We start from the raw sequence: 15509 nt of genomic DNA on the forward strand, positions 1-15509 counted from the left end.
GCTCACCGGGTACGGGATCGTCCCGGCCGCGTGGGCCAGGAACCTCCTGACCGGGAACAGGCCCGCCAAACCCGGCCAGCCCGAGCCCTTCCAGCCCGGCCAGACAGAGCAGCCGGGGGATCAGGATTTTAAGGTCTGGCTCCGGCGCCTCTTCACCGCCCCCGGGACCGGGGAACTCCTCGCCGCGGACTCAAGGGCACGGTTCTTCCCGCCCGGGATGCGGCGCTTCATCCAGGCCCGCGACGCCACCTGCCACACCCCCTACTGCGACGCGCCCATCCGCCACTACGACCACATCATCCCCTGGCACCAAGGCGGCGCCACCAGCCTGGACAACGGGGCAGGCCTGTGCGAAGCCTGCAACCACACCAAAGAACTCCCCGGCTGGACAACACAGTCCGGTACCGGCCCACGGCACGTCCTGGAAATCCGCACCCCCACCGGACACCACTACCGCTCCACAGCCCCACCCCTGCCGGGCAGTAATCAAGCGGGCGCCGAGTTATCGGGCACACACCCGCCCGATACTGCGGCACCACATTCCGGGCGTCGACGACGCAAGCTCAGACAGCAGGCCAAGGCGCTGAAATACGCCCATGTCGCGGAACTAGAGGTCGCCTAAGAAAGCTATGCCGAGCCCGGCCCCGCTTCTTTCGGAGCTACGCCGAGCCCGGCCCCGCATCCTTCGGCGCCGCATCCTTCGGCGCTGTGTCTTTCGCAGCCGTGTCTTTCGCAGCAAGCGGCAGCGTGATCTTCATGACCGTTCCCCGCGGACCGCTGCGCTCGACCTCCACAGTGCCTCGGGCTCCGGTGATGATCTCACGGACCAACGCCAAACCGATTCCAAAGCTACGCTGGCCCGGTGAACCTTGAGGGCTGTGTGTCCTCACGAAGCGGTCGAAGATCCGGGCCTGGTCCACTCCCCTGATCCCGGCCCCGGAGTCCGAGACGGTGACCACCGCGCGATTGCCGAGCGCCGCCGTCGTAATTTCCACCTGGCCGCCAGCGGGAGTGTGCGCCAACGCGTTGTCTGCCAGAGCCAGTAGGGCGCGGCGGAAGCCATTGCTGTCAATGAGCGCAAGGGGACGGTCCTTTTCCGTCAGGGTGACGCGGACGTTTTTCTCCCCCGCAAGGTGTTGCAAGCTCTCGACGACGGCGCCCGCCACCTTCGCTAAATCGCTCGGTTCCGCGGCGGCATCCGGAGGCGAGCCGGTGGCTGCAACCAGCAATTCGTTGACGATGCCAGTGAGGGTCGCGGTGTCATTGCGGATTCGGGCGAGCGCCTCCCCCGTTTTCGAGTCCGCGGGGGCGTCACGCTGTGCGAGCTGGACGCGTGCGTCCAGGATGGCGAGCGGTGTGCGCAACTCGTGGCTGGCGTCCTGGACGAAGCGTCGCTGCAGCGCGAGCGCTTCCCCCAGCGGCCGGATGGCGCTGCGCGCACTGAGCCAGCCGATGGCACCGGCAAGGAGGATCCCTACGATGCCGGCAGCGATCATGGCCTTCAGGAGGTCCTTTGTATCCAGATATGCATAGCCGGAGTCGGTTTCGCCCGGCCCCGGCAGCGTTGGATGCTGCACCTGGTTGAAGAGGTAGATCGCGGCGGCCGTCAGCAGGCAAAGAACCAAGACGGCACATGCCACGCTGATCCGCAATGCGATCTTGAGCGAGGCCTTGCGGAGGGTCGCGTGATCCGGTTTTTCAATCATGGGGCTCCCCGATCTGGTATCCGAGGCCGTGGACCGTCCGGATGACCGATTTGGAAATCTTGCGGCGCAGGTGGTGGACGTAGGTGTCGATCACGCCTGGCTGGTCCGAGGGGTGGAACAGGGCTTTGATGAGGTCTTCGCGGGTGAAGACACGCTCTGGTTCGTGGGCCAGGACTTCAAGGAGCGCGGCCTCCTTCGCCGTCAGGGTAACGACGGAACCGTACATGGAGCGGATGGAGCGGGCACCGGCGTCGAACTCCCAATCCCCGATCCCCAGGGTCTGCGGCGGCGGCGTGTACGTTCTGGTGAGGGCCCGCAAGCGGGCGGCCAGTTCCATGGCGTCGAACGGTTTGCTCATGTAGTCGTTCGCCCCGGCATCGAGGCCCAGGATCTTCTCGTCGGTGGCCCCGAGCGCCGTCAGGATGAGGATCGGGGTGGCAATCCCCTTGGCGCGAAGGGCCTTGATCAAGGCGATGCCGTCCATGACCGGCAGGCCCCGGTCAATGACCATCGCATCCCAAGGTTGTGTCAAGGCGAGGTGGAGCCCATCGTGCCCGTTGACAGCCAAGCGGACGGAGAAATCCGGTTCCAGGAGTTCGCTGATGAGCGGCCCCAGGGCCGAGTCGTCTTCGACCAAGAGGATGGCGGGCCGCTCAGCTGTTGTCATGCTGTCTATTCTTCCGTCAAACGCCTGTTAGTCCTGTGCGGGCCCGTTCGCGGCTCCTACCTTGGCCTTTCGCCGCTTTTTGAGCAATTCGACTCCCCACGGCAGGACAGAGACCGCAACCATGACCACGGCGATGGCGTCAATGTTGTTTGCGATGAACTCGTAGTGTCCCAACCAGGAGCCCAGGAGTGTCACCGACGTTGCCCAAATGACCGCGCCAGCGATGTTCCACAGGGTGAAGGACTTGTAGTTGTAGCGCGCGATGCCTGCGCTAAGTGGTGCAAACGTCCGCACAATGGGAACAAAGCGGGCTAAGACGATCGCGGGACCGCCACGGCGCTTGAAGAATTCTTCGGCCGTGTCCAGGTGAGCGGTCTTCAGTACCTTGGCGTCGTCCTTGAACCAGCGCCGTCCGAACCTGCGTCCCAACATGTAGCCGATCTGGTCGCCCGCGATGGCGGCGAACGATACGACGGCGATCAACACCGGCAATGCAAGGTTCATTTGCTGGTGCAGCAGGCCGGTGGTGAACAGCAAGGAGTCACCGGGCAGGAACGGGAAGAGGAGACCGGATTCGATGAAGACGATCAGCGCCACCACGCCCAGCGCCGCCGGGCCTAGGTCGTGCAGGAGGGTGGTGGGATCAAGGAAAGCGGGCATGGCGGAAAGTACGTGCATGGGGGTCCTCCTCAGGATCCGTGTGCTGGGTTCGCGGCTGCTGTTTCAGAGGCCGCTTCAAGGCCGGCACCAAATGGCAGCCGCGCGAAAACGCGAGGTACGTACCGGTTCCAGAGGCCGGCCAAAACGATCACTGCGGCACTGGTGGCCAGGAAGGACGCCACCACGTCGCTGGGGTAATGGACCCCGATGTAGATGCGGGACCACGCCACCACCACGGCCAGGACAGCGCCGACCCACGCGGTGACGACGCCCCAGCGGGTTCCCCGGACCAGGAAGTACAGGGCGAAGGCGAGCGCCACGGCGAAGGCAGTGTGGCCGCTGGGAAAGCTGTTGGAACCCGTTTCCGGTGCCAAGGGGTCGAAGAGAAGCGCGGGGTCGGGCCGGTGCCGGGCAACGATGAGTTTGAATGCCTCGCTGGCCACCCAACCCGAGCATGCGAAGAGCACAAACATGGCCGCCCGCACGAAGGACTTTCGGACCAGCAAAACGTACAAGCCGATCACCAGCACAAGGCACACACCCGCCACGGGGGCGAAAAGGAAGTTCAGTGCCATGGCCGCCGTGGTCAGAGTACCCGAGTGATGCCGGCTGAGTTCCTGGTCCACGCCAAGTTCGCTGCTGGTCACGCCGGACACCGACTGCACGCTGAAGCCGAGCGCGAGGACTGCCGCAGCGAGGACAACGCCCCACAAAAGCCAGTACCTGGGCTGGGGAAGCAGCGGCACGCTGTGACGAACGACGGCGGAAGGGTGGCCTTCCGCGGAAGCGTGCTGCTCGGGGTGTGATGGCATGGTGTCTCCGGTTCTGGGGTGACGGCCGTTGTGCGGCTTGCTTCCACTCTCCCGCGGAGCACTTAAGAAGCTCTTAAGAACTGCCGGCCACGGCCGTTCCCCTTGACCCGCAGGTGGCTTGACAGCAGAGTTTAGGAACATACTGTCCGCAACGTCGAAGGGTCTGGAATGTCCGAATTTGCGATCTCGAAAGATGGTGCCCGCATCGGGTACGACCAGTACGGCGAGGGACCTGCCGTGATCCTTGTTGGCGGCGCAATGCAATTCAGGGCCTTCGACTCCAACACCGTCGAGATGGCGAAGCTCCTGGCCGCCAAGGGGTTCACGGTGCTGAACTACGACAGGCGTGGCCGGGGGGAAAGCGCCGAGGCGCTGTCCCTTACCCTGAAGGACAACATCGACGATCTCGCCACGCTCATCGAGATCGCGGGCGGCGAGGCTGCGCTCTTCGGCAGCTCTTCGGGCGGCTCGATCTCCCTGGCCGCGGCTGCCGCGGGCCTGCCGGTCACGAAGCTGGCACTGTGGGAGACCCCCTTGAGCGATGAACTCGGCACCGGCGGGGCTGAATTCTTCGCCGGGCTCCAGGAGCGGATCGCTTCCGGCGACAAGGCCGGCACCATCGAGTACTACATGAAAGACATGCCGCCCGAGTGGCTGGCCGGCGCCAAGAGCAGCCCGGCATGGCCCATCATGCTTGAGTTGGGTCCCAGCCTTTCCGCCGACGCCGAATCCCTCGCCTGGACCCAGTCCGCGCCGCGGGCCGAGCTATGGTCCGGCATTACCCAGCCCACCGTCGCGATCGTCGGCGAGCAAACAGTGCCGATCATGCCGAATGCAGCCGACTCGATCGTGGCCAACCTCCCGAATGCGCGCAAGATAACCATTCCGGCTGCCAACCACAGCTGGGAACCCGGCGTGATGGCGGAAGCGCTGGCTGAATTCCTCGCAGAACCGCCCAAGAACTGACGCGCCCGCTCCCATATGGAACTGGCCGCGACCGCCGTCGACCTTTACGCGCTCGTCCCCTCGGGATTCACTGCGGCCCGCGCCGCGCGCGCCAAGGAAGCCAAGTCCGCCGGGGACGCCGAACTGGCGAAGCAGATTGCCCGGTTGCCCAAACCGTCGACGGCGGCGTGGGCGGTCAACATGCTGGTTCGGCACGGAACCAAGGAATTCGCTGGCGTCCTGGAACTCGGCGAATCCCTTGGGAAGGCGCAGGCGGAACAGGACCACGAACGCCTGCGAACGCTCGGCCAGCAGCGGCCGCGCGTGCTGGGTGCCGCCGTCGAGCAGGCCCGGGCGGTGGCGCAGGGCCTGGGCGTGAAGGTAAGCGATGCCGCGGCGTTGGAAATCGAGGCAACTCTCCGGGCCGCCATGACGGATCCCGGAGCGGCAGCGGCGTTGCGCAGCGGGCAACTCGTGCGATCCCTGTCGACGAACGGCTTGGAACCGGTGGACCTCTCGGGGGCCTTGGCAGTTCCGGACTCCGTGGCGCTACCGGATTCCGCTGCGTCGCCGAGCGCACTTCCCGCGGCCGGTACCAAGGAAAAGCCCGACGACGGCGGCCAGCAACGCGCGCGGGCAGACTCACGGAAGGAACGGGAGGCAGCACAACGCGAACGCAAGAAGGCGCAGGCCGCCCTGGCCGAGGCCGAACGGACGGCGGAGAAGGCCGACGTCGAACTCGCCAAAGCCGAGCGCGAAAAGGCCGAAGCCGTGCAGCGCAAGGAAAAACTCGCCCTAGAGGTCAAAGCCGCCAAGGACAAACTGGCCGCGCTTCAAGAGGACCTCGCCGCCATGGAGTGGAAGATCACTGTGGCCGAAAAGAACCGCAAAGTGGCCGCGAGGGAAGCCAGCCAGGAACACCGGGCCGCGGAAACCGCACGAAGGCGGCTGGAAGGGCTGCGGTAGGACAGAGGTTGCGTCCGAAATACCGGACGATCGCTGGCTTATTCTAGGAGAATGAATAGTCATTCGGCGCGACCCAAGGCTCCAGCGGCGGCGCAAGTGCTGGCGGTCCTTCGGTACGTCGCGGGCCAAGCGGGCCCGGTCAGCGCGTCCGTCATTGCGCGCGACCTCGACCTGCCTCGGTCCACCACATATCAGCTGATTGCCTCGCTTATCGACGACGGCTTCCTGGTGCACCTCCCCGAGGAACGCAAGTACGCCTTGGGGGTGACGGCCCACGAGCTCGGGACCGGATACTCCCGGCAAGCTCCAATCCAACGGATCGCCCGGCACCCGCTGTCCCGGCTCGTAGCCCGGACCCGCCGGACCGCACACCTTGCCGTGATGCACGGCCGCGACGTGGTGTACGTCATCGAGGAGCGGGCGCCGCGTCAACGGCCCCTCGTCACGGACACCGGCGTTCGCCTTCCGGCGCACTTGACGGCCAGCGGCCGTGCCATGATGGCCCAGATGGATCCGGCCCAAGTGGCTGCGTTGTTCCCGGGACCGGAGGCCTTCGCCGTCCGCAACAGCAACGGCCCGCAGTCCCTGCCCGCTTTGCAGGACCTGCTGGCCCGGGCGCGCTCGCTCGGATACGCCTGGGAGCAGGACGAGGTGACCGAAGGGTTTTCCTCCGTAGCGGTCGCGGTCCTCGACCGGCAGCGCTACCCGGTGGCCAGCGTGACGTTGACGGTCTCCAACCGCGCGTTTCCGGGCGGCCCGAGGCGGCAGGCGAAGGACGCCGAGACGGCCGAGGAGAGGGCCGTCCGGATCGAAGACGTCGCCCGGGAGTGGGTTCCCGAAGTCACCAGGTGCGCCAGGGAAATCTCGAGGCGGCTGGGTCCGCAGGCCTAGGCCGTTGCGGCGTTCGCCGCGGCGCCCTCTCGAAGATCCATGGCCTCCGCGTCGACCCGTGGGTAGATCATGTGGGCCGGAGCGTTGGAGTTCCTTCGTGCAAGCGGGTAGAACACCGCCGCCGTGACCACGAGTCCCACGAGCCAGGAGATGTCGGCCCCGCCCAGCAAGGCGGTCATCGGGCCGGTGTAGAGGGTCTGCGCCAAGAACGGAATCTGGACGACGATGCCGATCGCATAGCTGAGCAGCGCAGTCTTGTTCCAGCGCCCGTAGCGCCCGTTCACGTCGTACAGAGCCGGAATATCCACCTTTTCCTTGGAGACCAAGTAGTAATCCACCAGGTTGATGGAGCTCCACGGGATAAACACCATGAGCAGGAGTAGGGCGAAGTTCTTGAAGTTGGCGATGAAGTCCGGGGAGGCAAGCACTGCGATGAGCACCGAAAGGCCGATGAAGCCGATCACGTAGGCGAACCGGGTCCAGGAGGCTACCGCGGCCTTGCGGGTGAAGGCAGTGACGGAGGTGAGCATGGTCATGTAGCCGCCGTAGGCATTCAGGGTGTTGACGGTCAGTTTTCCTGTGACGATCACGAGGTAGATGACGACGGCGATCAGGCCGCCGCCGCTGAGGTTCCCGAGGAAAGCGACCTGGCCGTCCAGGAACCTCGAGCCCTTGGGCAAGGCGAGTGCCGCGAAGAGGGCACCCAGGGTCATGGACCATTGCGAACCAAGAACCGTGCCGAAGTATGCGGACATGAAGGTCTTGCGCACCGGGGTGTTGGAGGGGAGGTAGCGAGAGTAGTCGGCCACGTACGGGCCGTAGGTGAGCTGCCATCCTGCGCCGAGGGAAATCGCGAGCAGGAACGTGGGAAATTCGAAGCCGCCTGCCCCGAGCAGCGCACCGACGTCCTGGGTAAACAGCAACCTGATGCCGAGGTAGGTGAAGCCCAGCACGCCCACGATCGTGGCGATGCGGCCCAGCATGTGGATGTACTTGTAGCCAAGTGTCGCCACCAGCACGGTCAGTGCTCCGAAAAGGACCATGCCAACGGCCGGGGTTCCCGTGTGCGTGATTTGGTCCACGGCCTGCCCAGCCAGGACCGTACCCGTCGCGGCGAAGCCGAGGTACATGACGACCACCAGCACCAGTGGGATCACCGCCCCGAAAATGCCGAACTGAGCCCGGCTTGAGATCATCTGGGGCAAGCCGAGCTTCGGGCCTTGTGCCGCGTGCAGCGCCATGACCGCGCCACCCAGGAGGTTTCCGACCAGCAGGCCGAGGATGGCCCACAGTGCGTCAGCACCGAAAAGCACCGCCAACGCGCCGTCGACTATGGCGGTGATCTGCATGTTCGCCCCGAACCAGAGCGTGAACTGCTGGGCCGGCGAACCGTGGCGTTCATTTTCCGGGACAAAGTCTATGGAGCGGCGCTCGACGCGCGGCCCGCCTGTTCCCGCTTTTCCTGTGGCCTGCATGCCTGTTCCTTACTTTGACAACCGAAGTCCGACGTCCCCAACTGAGAATCAATCAGAGCACGCGAAGTGACGGCCATCACCGAAAGGAAGCCATATTTAGTCCGACATCCCGGACGATAGGCCCATGAACATCGTTTTGTGCAACACATCTACGTGCCGCCGCGAGACCTCCACCGCCGCGCGATCGTCGCCGGCGCGGAGCGCGTTCACGAGGGCGATGTGATCCCGGTTGGATTCCCGGAGGAACTCGATGGGGTACGGAATGAAGTAGGCATAGAGTTCTGCCAATGCCTCGTTGTAGGCATCGACTGCCGGACCCAGTCCGGAGGACACCGCGACGAGTTGGTGGAACTGCTTGTCGACTTGGTGATACTCGGACCAGTTGCCGGACCGGGCCATGACACCGGCCAGCCGCTCCAACTCGTCGAGTTGTCTGCCAGTGGCGTTGATCGCGGCAAAATGGGTGACCGCGCATTCGAAGAGCATCCGCCGGTCTACCAAACGGTTCACCGCGCGGGATTCGGCCGGCGAGGCGGAAAGTTCCTTGAGCACTTCGCCGGGCGGCTCGTCGGCGACGAACGTTCCGCCGCCGCGTCCCCGCCGACGCACAACAACACCCTGCTCGGCCAAACTGGCCAAGGCTCGGCGTGCCGTGATCGGGCTGACCGAAAGGCCCAACGCGACCTCCTGCTGGTCAGGAAGCCGCTCCCCGGGCTGAAGCAGACCCAGCGAGATGGCCATGCCGATCCGCAGCCGCACGGCGTCGATGGCGCTCCTGCGGTCGATCCCCAGCAAAGCGGCAGCTTCGATGGGCGAATCACCCATGGCGTCCTCCAGCTGACGGGTCATATCGGCTACTTTACGGGGCAAAATCCACCTTTCCATTATTTGTTCATTATGATCTAATATGAGGCGAGTCACAACGACAGCTGGAGAAATAACCCGTGCGACGCACACTTCCCCTCATCGCAGCCCAGGCCGAGCCGCGGCTGATCGGTGAGCCCCTCACGGCATTTGCGGCCGAGGTCCATGACGCCCTCACGGCCCAGCCACACAGCAAGCTCGTGGTCTTCCCGGAACTGCACCTCTTCTGTGACACCTACCCCGATCAGCAGCGCACGGAAGTGCTGCAAGCGTCCGCCGAGCCCCTGGAAGGGCCCCGCGTCAAGGAACTGCGGGAACTTGCGGCAGACCTGGGTATCTGGCTGGTCCCGGGGAGCGTCTGCGAGCGCGGCCCCGAGGGACAGTTGTTCAACACACAGCTCGTCCTCTCCCCTGACGGCGGCCTTGCCGGTTACTACCGCAAGATCTTCCCATGGCGCCCCTTCGAGCCGTACGACCCGGGCGAGCGGTTCACCACCGTCGACCTGGACGGAATCGGCAGGGTGGGCCTGAACATCTGCTACGACGCTTGGTTTCCGGAGGTAACCCGCCAGTTGGCATGGATGGGAGCCGAAGTGATCCTCAACGTCGTCAAAACCACGACGCCGGACCGCCGCCAGGAACTCGTCCTCGCCAAGGCGAACGCTATTGTGAACCAGGTCTTCATGGTCAGCGTCAATTGCGCGGGACCCACCGGCAAAGGCCAGAGTCTGATCGTCGACCCCGAGGGCAACACCGTAGCCGAAGCCGACGACGCCGCCCCGGCCTTGCTCGCCGCGGAACTGGACCTATCCGCCGTCGAGCATGTCCGAACGCACGGCACCGAAAACCTCAACCGCCCCTGGTCCCAATTCCGCCCCGGCGAGCCCGCTATCGAACTGCCCGTCTACCAAGGCCGCATCGACCCCACCACCTGGACCCCGCGGTCCGCAAACCACTAAGGAACCGAAGGATTTCCGTGCGCATCACCCTAGCCCAGATCGATTCCGGTACAGACGTGGGCCGGAACCTCGAGCTCATTGACTCTTACTGCGCCCGGGCCGCGGCGGAAGGTTCCGAGCTCATCGTGTTCCCGGAGTACTCGACGTATGAGAAGGCCCGGGTGGACCGGAGCTTCGCGGACAAGGCGGAACCTCTCGACGGCCCGGTCGCATCGCAGATCCACGCCACAGCGGCACGTCACGGCATCGCCGTCGTCGCCGGCCTCCTCGAGACGACCGGGGAACACGGGCGGGCCTTCAATACCCTGGTGGCCATCGGAGCCGACGGTTCGCGCCTGGCCAGCTACCGGAAAATCCACCTCTTCGATTGCCAGGGGTTCCGCGAGTCGGAGTACATCAAGCCAGCCCCGGAGCCTGTACCCGTCACGTTTTCCTGGGGCGGGGTGGTCTTCGGACTGATGACCTGCTACGACCTTCGCTTCCCCGAGCTGGCGCGCCGCCTGGCCGACGGCGGAGCGCAGGTGCTCCTCGTCTGTTCATCGTGGGTGCCGGGAACCGCGAAGACCGAACAGTGGGCTACTTTGGCCAAGGCTCGAGCCATAGAAAACGGCGTGTACGTGGCAGCCGTATCCCAAACTCCGGCGGTATCCATCGGAAACAGCATGCTCGTGCACCCCCTTGGTACTGTCCTGCAACGCCTTGGCAAGGAGCCGGGTTCCGTCACGCTGGAGGTTCCCCTCGACGCCGTCCGGGATGCGCGGGAACTGTTTCCGACGTGGAAGCACCACCGGCTCAGCTAGGAGTGCACACTCCCTTCGAGGCCGGCCGACTCTTTGCCACACCAACCCCAGGATGCCCATGCATCAGAAGGAGATCCATCATGAGCACAACCACCGAAAGACGATCAGGCGGACTGGAGGTCCGTTCGATCGACTACGTGCCGCTGAATGAGCGGCATGGCAAGGTCTCCCATATCGGGCCACTCTGGTTTGTCAGCAATGCCCAGATCGCCACCTTGGCGGTGGGATTGATCAGCATCACCACCGGAGGCAACCTGGTGTGGTCGTTGATCGCGATCGCCCTCGGAGTGCTGATTGGCACGCTCTTCATGGCGGCCCATTCCTCCCAAGGCCCCCAGCTCGGCCTCCCCCAGATGATCCAGTCCCGGCCGCAATTTGGCTACATCGGCGCCCTGTTGGTGTGGCTGTTCGCCTACCTCCAGTACGCCGGATTCAACATCTTCAACACCATCCTTGCCGGCCAAGCGATCAAGGAATCGCTCAACGTCGGCTCGCCGAACCTCTGGTTCTGGGTGGTGACCATTGTCGCCGTCGTCATCGCGCTCTTCGGCTACGACCTCATCCACGCTTTCGAGCGCTACCTCACCTACCTGACCATCGCGATGCTGGCACTGCTTACGATCGCGGCGTTCCACCTGACCGTCCCCGCCGGCATGTTCAACCTCGGCGACTTCCACCTGGTGCCCTTCCTGGGACAACTGGGGGTCGCGGCCGGCTACCAGATCTCCTGGGCCATCTACGTCTCCGACTATTCCCGCTACCTGCCACCCGCCAAGGGTCGCGGCACCTTCGCGTGGACTTTCTGGGGCAGTGCGCTCGGCGGCATCTGGGTCATGTTCCTGGGCGCCTACATCGCTGCTGCCGCCGGAGAGAACTTCGAAGCCATCGGCTCGATCAAGTCGACGGCGGACCAGCTGTTCGGCGGTTTCGGCGCCATCGCCTTGTTCGTCGCCGCCTTGGGCCTGCTGTCCGTGACTGCGTTGAACATGTACGGCGGATCACTGACGCTCATCTCTTCCATGGACAGCCTGCGGCCAATCCGGCCGACGCTGAAGCTCCGGGTCATCACGATCGCCGTCACCGCGCTTATCTCCGTCATCCTGGCCAACCTGGCCTCGGAGGACTTCTTGGCCAACTTCAACGACTTCCTGCTGCTGGTGCTGTACTTCTTCATTCCGTGGACGGCCGTGAACCTCACCGACTACTTCATCGTCCGCAAGGGCCACTACGCCATCGCCGAAATCTTCAAAGCAGACGGAATCTACGGACGGTGGGGCTGGCCAGGCATCATCGCCTACCTCGTGGGCTTTGTGGTGATGATTCCCTTCTTCTCCGCGGGGAAGCTGTTCGTCGGGCCCGTAGCCCACGCCCTTGATGGCGCCGACATCTCCCTTTTCATCGGCCTCCCGGTTGCCGCATTCCTATACTGGCTGCTGACCCGACGGCTCGACGTCGACGCCGAGACCCGCCTGGCCAAGGCCGAGGCCGACGCGCTGGAGGAAGCCGCGCACGAACACATCCTGCCGTAACCAGGCAAGCCGGCGTCGGGCGGACCGCGTCCCAGTGATTCCTGTGCCCGGAGAGATAAATGTGACGTGGGTGACATTTGCGACCTTTGATGCGAAGGTTGTCACGCGAGTTGACTAATCTGTCAATTCGGGTCTCATTTATCCTCAGGGAGAATACGTGAAGAAGATCCTTAGCGTTTCCGGGGCATTATTGCTTTTGCTGAGTGCGGTCTCAGCCACGGCGCCGGCGGCCGTTGCCCAACCATCTCCGTCCGCCAATTGGCACGCGGAGAAGGTGTGCGCCGATGCCCCGGCTGGCGCAGCCTCGTGTTTTGCACTCAAGTACGTCGACGATTCGGCCCCCGCCAAGGCGTCGAAGGGCGGACAAACCCAGCCTGCTTCGAGCACGCCGCCCGCCGCCGGAAAGACCCCTGCGGACATCCAGAGCGCCTACAACATCACCGGCCTCGCGTCAGGCGGCCGAACCGTCGCAGTAGTGGATGCCTACGGCTATCCAAACCTTGAGAGCGATCTCGGCGTCTACCGCGCACAATTCGGCCTTCCGGCATGCACGGTCAGCAACGGCTGCCTCAGCATCAAGGACCAAAACGGCGGCAACAAGCTTCCTGCCTTCAACTCCGGATGGGCCGACGAAACGGCTCTCGACGTCGACGCGGTCTCGGCGGCTTGTCCCGACTGCAAGATCCTCGTGGTGCAGGCGAAAACCGCCGGCCTCACAGATCTTGGCACCGCCGTCACAACGGCTGCCAACCAGCCCGGCGTCGTGGCGATCTCCAACAGCTACGGCGGCGGGGATTCCGCAGACGCCACCTACGGCGCGTACTACAACCACCCGGGCATCGCGGTGACAGCCTCGACCGGCGACAACGGGTACACCGGCTCGTCCTACCCCTCGTCCTCGAGCTACGTCACTGCCGTGGGAGGCACATCGCTGGTCAAGAACACTAGTGCTCGCGGATGGGGCGAGACAGCCTGGTCCGGCTCGGGATCCGGATGCTCCAGCGTCAATGCCGCATTGCCGGCCGCCGCGGCCTTCGGCACAGGGTGCAGCAAGCGCGCGTCGGCCGACGTCTCCGCCGTCGCCGATCCGCAGACCGGCCTGTCAGTGTATGCACCGAGCAGCAGCACCGCTTCCTCATGGTCCCAGTACGGAGGAACCAGCCTGTCCTCGCCTCTGATCGCGGCCATGTATGCGCTGTCCGGGAATACCGGCAACTCCACAACGCTGGCCAACTCCCTTCCGTACACGCACTCCGGGAACTTCAATGACGTCACGTCGGGGTCAACGGGCACCTGCCCCACGACCCAATGGTGCGTCTCCGGCACCGGTTGGGACGGACCCACGGGTGTCGGCACCCCGAACGGTGTGGCCGGACTCTAAACGTGCAGTAATTGCTTGAGGGTGGCCGGCGTCCTAGGACGCCGGCCACTCTTGTGTCTGGGCAGCGTCACGCAGAGCAAGTTTTCGGCTCCTCGACTAACCGCGGGCCCCGTCATTCCGCGGTTCCGGAGGAGCCATAGCTCCAAAAAAGTGCGTGGCGTGACGCGGCCACCCTGGTTTTCCGCGATCTTTAGTGCTTCAGGTTCGTCAGCTCCTGCAGAACCTCGTCCGACGTCGTGATGATGCGGGCGTTCGCCTGGAAGCCGCGCTGGGCCACGATCAGGTTGGTGAATTCCTGCGAGAGGTCCACGTTGGACATTTCCAGGGCCCCTGCAGTCAAGGTTCCGAGTCCGGCGTCGCCCGGCGCGCCCACTTGGGCCGCCCCGGAGTTGGCGGTAGCCACGTAGGCGGAGCTACCGGACTTCTCGAGGCCTCCGGGGTTGGTGAAGCGGGCAAGGGCCACGCGTGCCAGAACCTGCTTGCTGCCATTGCTGAACGAGCCGATCAGGGAGCCGTCGCCACCGAGGGTGAAGGACTCCAGCTTTCCTGCTTCGGATCCGTTCTGGCTGCCGACCGTGAGCGTGCTCATGGCCGCGAAGCCGGTAACGGCGGACATCTCCACCGAGATGCCGCCGACGGTCATGGCGCCGCCCGAGGTCAGCGCACCGTTGGAGAAAGTAAGTGTCGTGTTGCCCGTGGCGCCGTTCGCGTCCGCCCCGGCTACGTCCCAGCCGCCCGAGGTGCGGCTGAACGTCAGCATGAGGCTGCGGGAGGCACCGTCGGCGTCGTACACCTTGACCTGACGCTCCACGCTGCTGCCCACGGCCGCGTCGGACGGCAGGTTCCCCTCCAGCGACGCCTTCGAGGTGGCGACGGCGGCCGAGGTTGTGTTGGGCGAGAGGGCGATCGGGCCAACAGGACCGCCAAGGTTCAGCACGCCGTTGGAGGCTGACCAGCCCTGCAGGATGGCACCATCCGGGCTCACGAGGCGGCCGGCTGCGTCCATATCGAACGCGCCTGCCCGAGTGTAGAGCTGCTGGCCCGCCTTGCTGGTGATGAAGAACCCGTCGCCGGAGATCATCATGTCAGTGGCCCGCCCGGTGTTCTGCGATGAACCCTGGCTGAAGTTGGTGCTGACTCCCGCCACGCGCACACCCAGGCCGATCTGGGCGGGGTTGGTGCCGCCGGTTTCGGCCTGCGGGGCGCCCGCGCCCTGGGTCATCTGGGAGAGCGTGTCCTGGAACTGGGTGGAGGAAGCCTTGAAGCCGGCCGTGTTGACGTTGGCGATGTTGTTTCCTGTGACGTCCAGCATGGTCTGGTGGGCACGGAGGCCGGAGATTCCGGAGTACAGCGAACGAAGCATGGTGTTGCCTTTCTTCGGGTGGTTCGGGGGTTTGCGGGAGTCAGGTGGTCGGCTTGGCGGCGGCCGTCATCCCGCTGATCGAATCAAGCGGAACGTTCACACCTCCGACCGCCACAGTGGGAGTTCCGGCAGCAAAGGAAACCGAACTCGCGACGCCGGAGCCCTTTGTCCCGTCGGCGAGCACATAGCTGACGTTTTTGCCGATGACCTTTGCCGCGGCACTGCGCATCTGAAGCGAGAAACTCTCCTTGGATTCCGCGGTGAGCTCCGTCATCTTCTCCATCATGGACAGCTGGACGGTTTGGTTCATCATCTGGTTTGTGTCCATGGGGGCACTCGGATCCTGGTTCTTCAGTTGGGTCACCAGGAGGGACATGAACATGTTCGAGTCCATGGTCTGCGCGGGTTTGGGCGCCATGGTTCCGGCGGTGGTTCCGGGCTGGACCCGGCTGCTTGCCGCGACGGCTGGGATGGTCACTATTGGCTCTCCT

General features: G+C 64.7%; 16 protein-coding genes. 8 read left to right on the forward strand and 8 right to left on the reverse strand.

Annotation, left to right across the window (positions count from 1 at the left end):
- Nucleotides 1-622 (forward strand): HNH endonuclease (locus L0B83_RS15505; RefSeq protein WP_234759451.1); only part of this gene is annotated, 622 nt, incomplete at its 5' end.
- Nucleotides 623-659: 37 nt separating this feature from the next.
- Here L0B83_RS15505 and L0B83_RS15510 read toward each other — a convergent pair.
- Genes L0B83_RS15510 through L0B83_RS15525 form a run of 4 tightly spaced genes read right to left on the reverse strand, consistent with a single transcriptional unit; the run spans nucleotide 660 to nucleotide 3845 of the window.
- The gene (locus L0B83_RS15510; protein ID WP_234759452.1) at nucleotides 660-1706 is read right to left on the reverse strand and encodes a sensor histidine kinase; all 1047 of its coding nucleotides are present in this window, start codon (nucleotides 1704-1706) and stop codon (nucleotides 660-662) included.
- On the reverse strand, nucleotides 1699-2373 hold the full coding sequence (locus L0B83_RS15515; protein WP_234759454.1) for a response regulator transcription factor: 675 nt from the start codon (nucleotides 2371-2373) through the stop codon (nucleotides 1699-1701). Before L0B83_RS15515 ends, L0B83_RS15510 begins: the two co-directional genes overlap by 8 nt.
- Nucleotides 2374-2400: 27 nt before the next feature.
- A complete protein-coding gene (locus L0B83_RS15520; protein ID WP_234759455.1) occupies nucleotides 2401-3051 on the reverse strand; it encodes a DedA family protein in 651 nt (216 codons plus the stop codon).
- Between the two features lie 11 nt (nucleotides 3052-3062).
- The gene (locus tag L0B83_RS15525; RefSeq protein WP_234759457.1) at nucleotides 3063-3845 is read right to left on the reverse strand and encodes a phosphatase PAP2 family protein; all 783 of its coding nucleotides are present in this window, start codon (nucleotides 3843-3845) and stop codon (nucleotides 3063-3065) included.
- Between the two features lie 168 nt (nucleotides 3846-4013).
- On the opposite strand from L0B83_RS15525, the gene L0B83_RS15530 reads away from it, so the two are divergent.
- Genes L0B83_RS15530 through L0B83_RS15540 form a run of 3 tightly spaced genes read left to right on the forward strand, consistent with a single transcriptional unit; the run spans nucleotide 4014 to nucleotide 6647 of the window.
- Nucleotides 4014-4811, forward strand: a complete 798-nt coding sequence (locus tag L0B83_RS15530; protein ID WP_234759458.1) for an alpha/beta fold hydrolase — start codon at nucleotides 4014-4016, stop codon at nucleotides 4809-4811.
- A gap of 15 nt (nucleotides 4812-4826) precedes the next feature.
- Nucleotides 4827-5756, forward strand: a complete 930-nt coding sequence (locus tag L0B83_RS15535; protein ID WP_234759459.1) for a hypothetical protein — start codon at nucleotides 4827-4829, stop codon at nucleotides 5754-5756.
- Between the two features lie 51 nt (nucleotides 5757-5807).
- The gene (locus L0B83_RS15540; protein WP_234759460.1) at nucleotides 5808-6647 is read left to right on the forward strand and encodes an IclR family transcriptional regulator; all 840 of its coding nucleotides are present in this window, start codon (nucleotides 5808-5810) and stop codon (nucleotides 6645-6647) included.
- On the opposite strand, the gene L0B83_RS15545 is transcribed toward L0B83_RS15540, so the two are convergent.
- The gene (locus tag L0B83_RS15545; protein WP_234759461.1) at nucleotides 6644-8122 is read right to left on the reverse strand and encodes a purine-cytosine permease family protein; all 1479 of its coding nucleotides are present in this window, start codon (nucleotides 8120-8122) and stop codon (nucleotides 6644-6646) included. The genes L0B83_RS15540 and L0B83_RS15545 overlap by 4 nt on opposite strands.
- A 96-nt stretch (nucleotides 8123-8218) precedes the next feature.
- Nucleotides 8219-8971, reverse strand: a complete 753-nt coding sequence (locus tag L0B83_RS15550) for a FadR/GntR family transcriptional regulator (protein ID WP_234759462.1) — start codon at nucleotides 8969-8971, stop codon at nucleotides 8219-8221.
- A gap of 95 nt (nucleotides 8972-9066) precedes the next feature.
- On the opposite strand from L0B83_RS15550, the gene L0B83_RS15555 reads away from it, so the two are divergent.
- The 4 genes from L0B83_RS15555 to L0B83_RS15570 all read left to right on the forward strand — a co-directional run bounded on the left by L0B83_RS15555 (nucleotide 9067) and on the right by L0B83_RS15570 (nucleotide 13655).
- Complete coding sequence (locus tag L0B83_RS15555) at nucleotides 9067-9945, forward strand: carbon-nitrogen hydrolase family protein (protein WP_234759463.1); 879 nt, start codon at nucleotides 9067-9069, stop codon at nucleotides 9943-9945.
- A gap of 17 nt (nucleotides 9946-9962) precedes the next feature.
- Nucleotides 9963-10745, forward strand: a complete 783-nt coding sequence (locus tag L0B83_RS15560) for a carbon-nitrogen hydrolase family protein (RefSeq protein WP_234759464.1) — start codon at nucleotides 9963-9965, stop codon at nucleotides 10743-10745.
- Nucleotides 10746-10825: 80 nt separating this feature from the next.
- Nucleotides 10826-12274: a purine-cytosine permease family protein gene (locus L0B83_RS15565; protein ID WP_234759465.1), complete on the forward strand. Its 1449-nt coding sequence runs from the start codon at nucleotides 10826-10828 to the stop codon at nucleotides 12272-12274.
- Nucleotides 12275-12431: 157 nt separating this feature from the next.
- A complete protein-coding gene (locus L0B83_RS15570) occupies nucleotides 12432-13655 on the forward strand; it encodes a S53 family peptidase (RefSeq protein ID WP_234759466.1) in 1224 nt (407 codons plus the stop codon).
- A 190-nt stretch (nucleotides 13656-13845) separates the two neighbouring features.
- On the opposite strand, the gene L0B83_RS15575 is transcribed toward L0B83_RS15570, so the two are convergent.
- Together L0B83_RS15575 and L0B83_RS15580 are read right to left on the reverse strand one after the other, a co-directional pair.
- On the reverse strand, nucleotides 13846-15018 hold the full coding sequence (locus tag L0B83_RS15575) for a flagellar hook protein FlgE (protein WP_234759467.1): 1173 nt from the start codon (nucleotides 15016-15018) through the stop codon (nucleotides 13846-13848).
- A gap of 40 nt (nucleotides 15019-15058) precedes the next feature.
- Nucleotides 15059-15496: a flagellar hook assembly protein FlgD gene (locus L0B83_RS15580; protein ID WP_234759468.1), complete on the reverse strand. Its 438-nt coding sequence runs from the start codon at nucleotides 15494-15496 to the stop codon at nucleotides 15059-15061.
- Between the last annotated feature and the right edge of the window lie 13 nt (nucleotides 15497-15509).

Source organism: Arthrobacter alkaliphilus, from assembly GCF_021483235.1.
Taxonomy (GTDB): domain Bacteria; phylum Actinomycetota; class Actinomycetes; order Actinomycetales; family Micrococcaceae; genus Arthrobacter; species Arthrobacter alkaliphilus.

Excerpts from the sequence above, each read along its gene's own strand:
- L0B83_RS15510 (WP_234759452.1), bottom strand. The coding sequence starts at position 1,706 with ATGATTGAAAAACCGGATCACGCGACCCTCCGCAAGGCCTCGCTCAAG.
- L0B83_RS15515 (WP_234759454.1), bottom strand. The coding sequence starts at position 2,373 with ATGACAACAGCTGAGCGGCCCGCCATCCTCTTGGTCGAAGACGACTCG.
- L0B83_RS15520 (WP_234759455.1), bottom strand. The coding sequence starts at position 3,051 with ATGCACGTACTTTCCGCCATGCCCGCTTTCCTTGATCCCACCACCCTC.
- L0B83_RS15525 (WP_234759457.1), bottom strand. The coding sequence starts at position 3,845 with ATGCCATCACACCCCGAGCAGCACGCTTCCGCGGAAGGCCACCCTTCC.
- L0B83_RS15530 (WP_234759458.1), top strand. The coding sequence starts at position 4,014 with ATGTCCGAATTTGCGATCTCGAAAGATGGTGCCCGCATCGGGTACGAC.
- L0B83_RS15535 (WP_234759459.1), top strand. The coding sequence starts at position 4,827 with ATGGAACTGGCCGCGACCGCCGTCGACCTTTACGCGCTCGTCCCCTCG.
- L0B83_RS15540 (WP_234759460.1), top strand. The coding sequence starts at position 5,808 with ATGAATAGTCATTCGGCGCGACCCAAGGCTCCAGCGGCGGCGCAAGTG.
- L0B83_RS15545 (WP_234759461.1), bottom strand. The coding sequence starts at position 8,122 with ATGCAGGCCACAGGAAAAGCGGGAACAGGCGGGCCGCGCGTCGAGCGC.
- L0B83_RS15550 (WP_234759462.1), bottom strand. The coding sequence starts at position 8,971 with ATGACCCGTCAGCTGGAGGACGCCATGGGTGATTCGCCCATCGAAGCT.
- L0B83_RS15565 (WP_234759465.1), top strand. The coding sequence starts at position 10,826 with ATGAGCACAACCACCGAAAGACGATCAGGCGGACTGGAGGTCCGTTCG.
- L0B83_RS15575 (WP_234759467.1), bottom strand. The coding sequence starts at position 15,018 with ATGCTTCGTTCGCTGTACTCCGGAATCTCCGGCCTCCGTGCCCACCAG.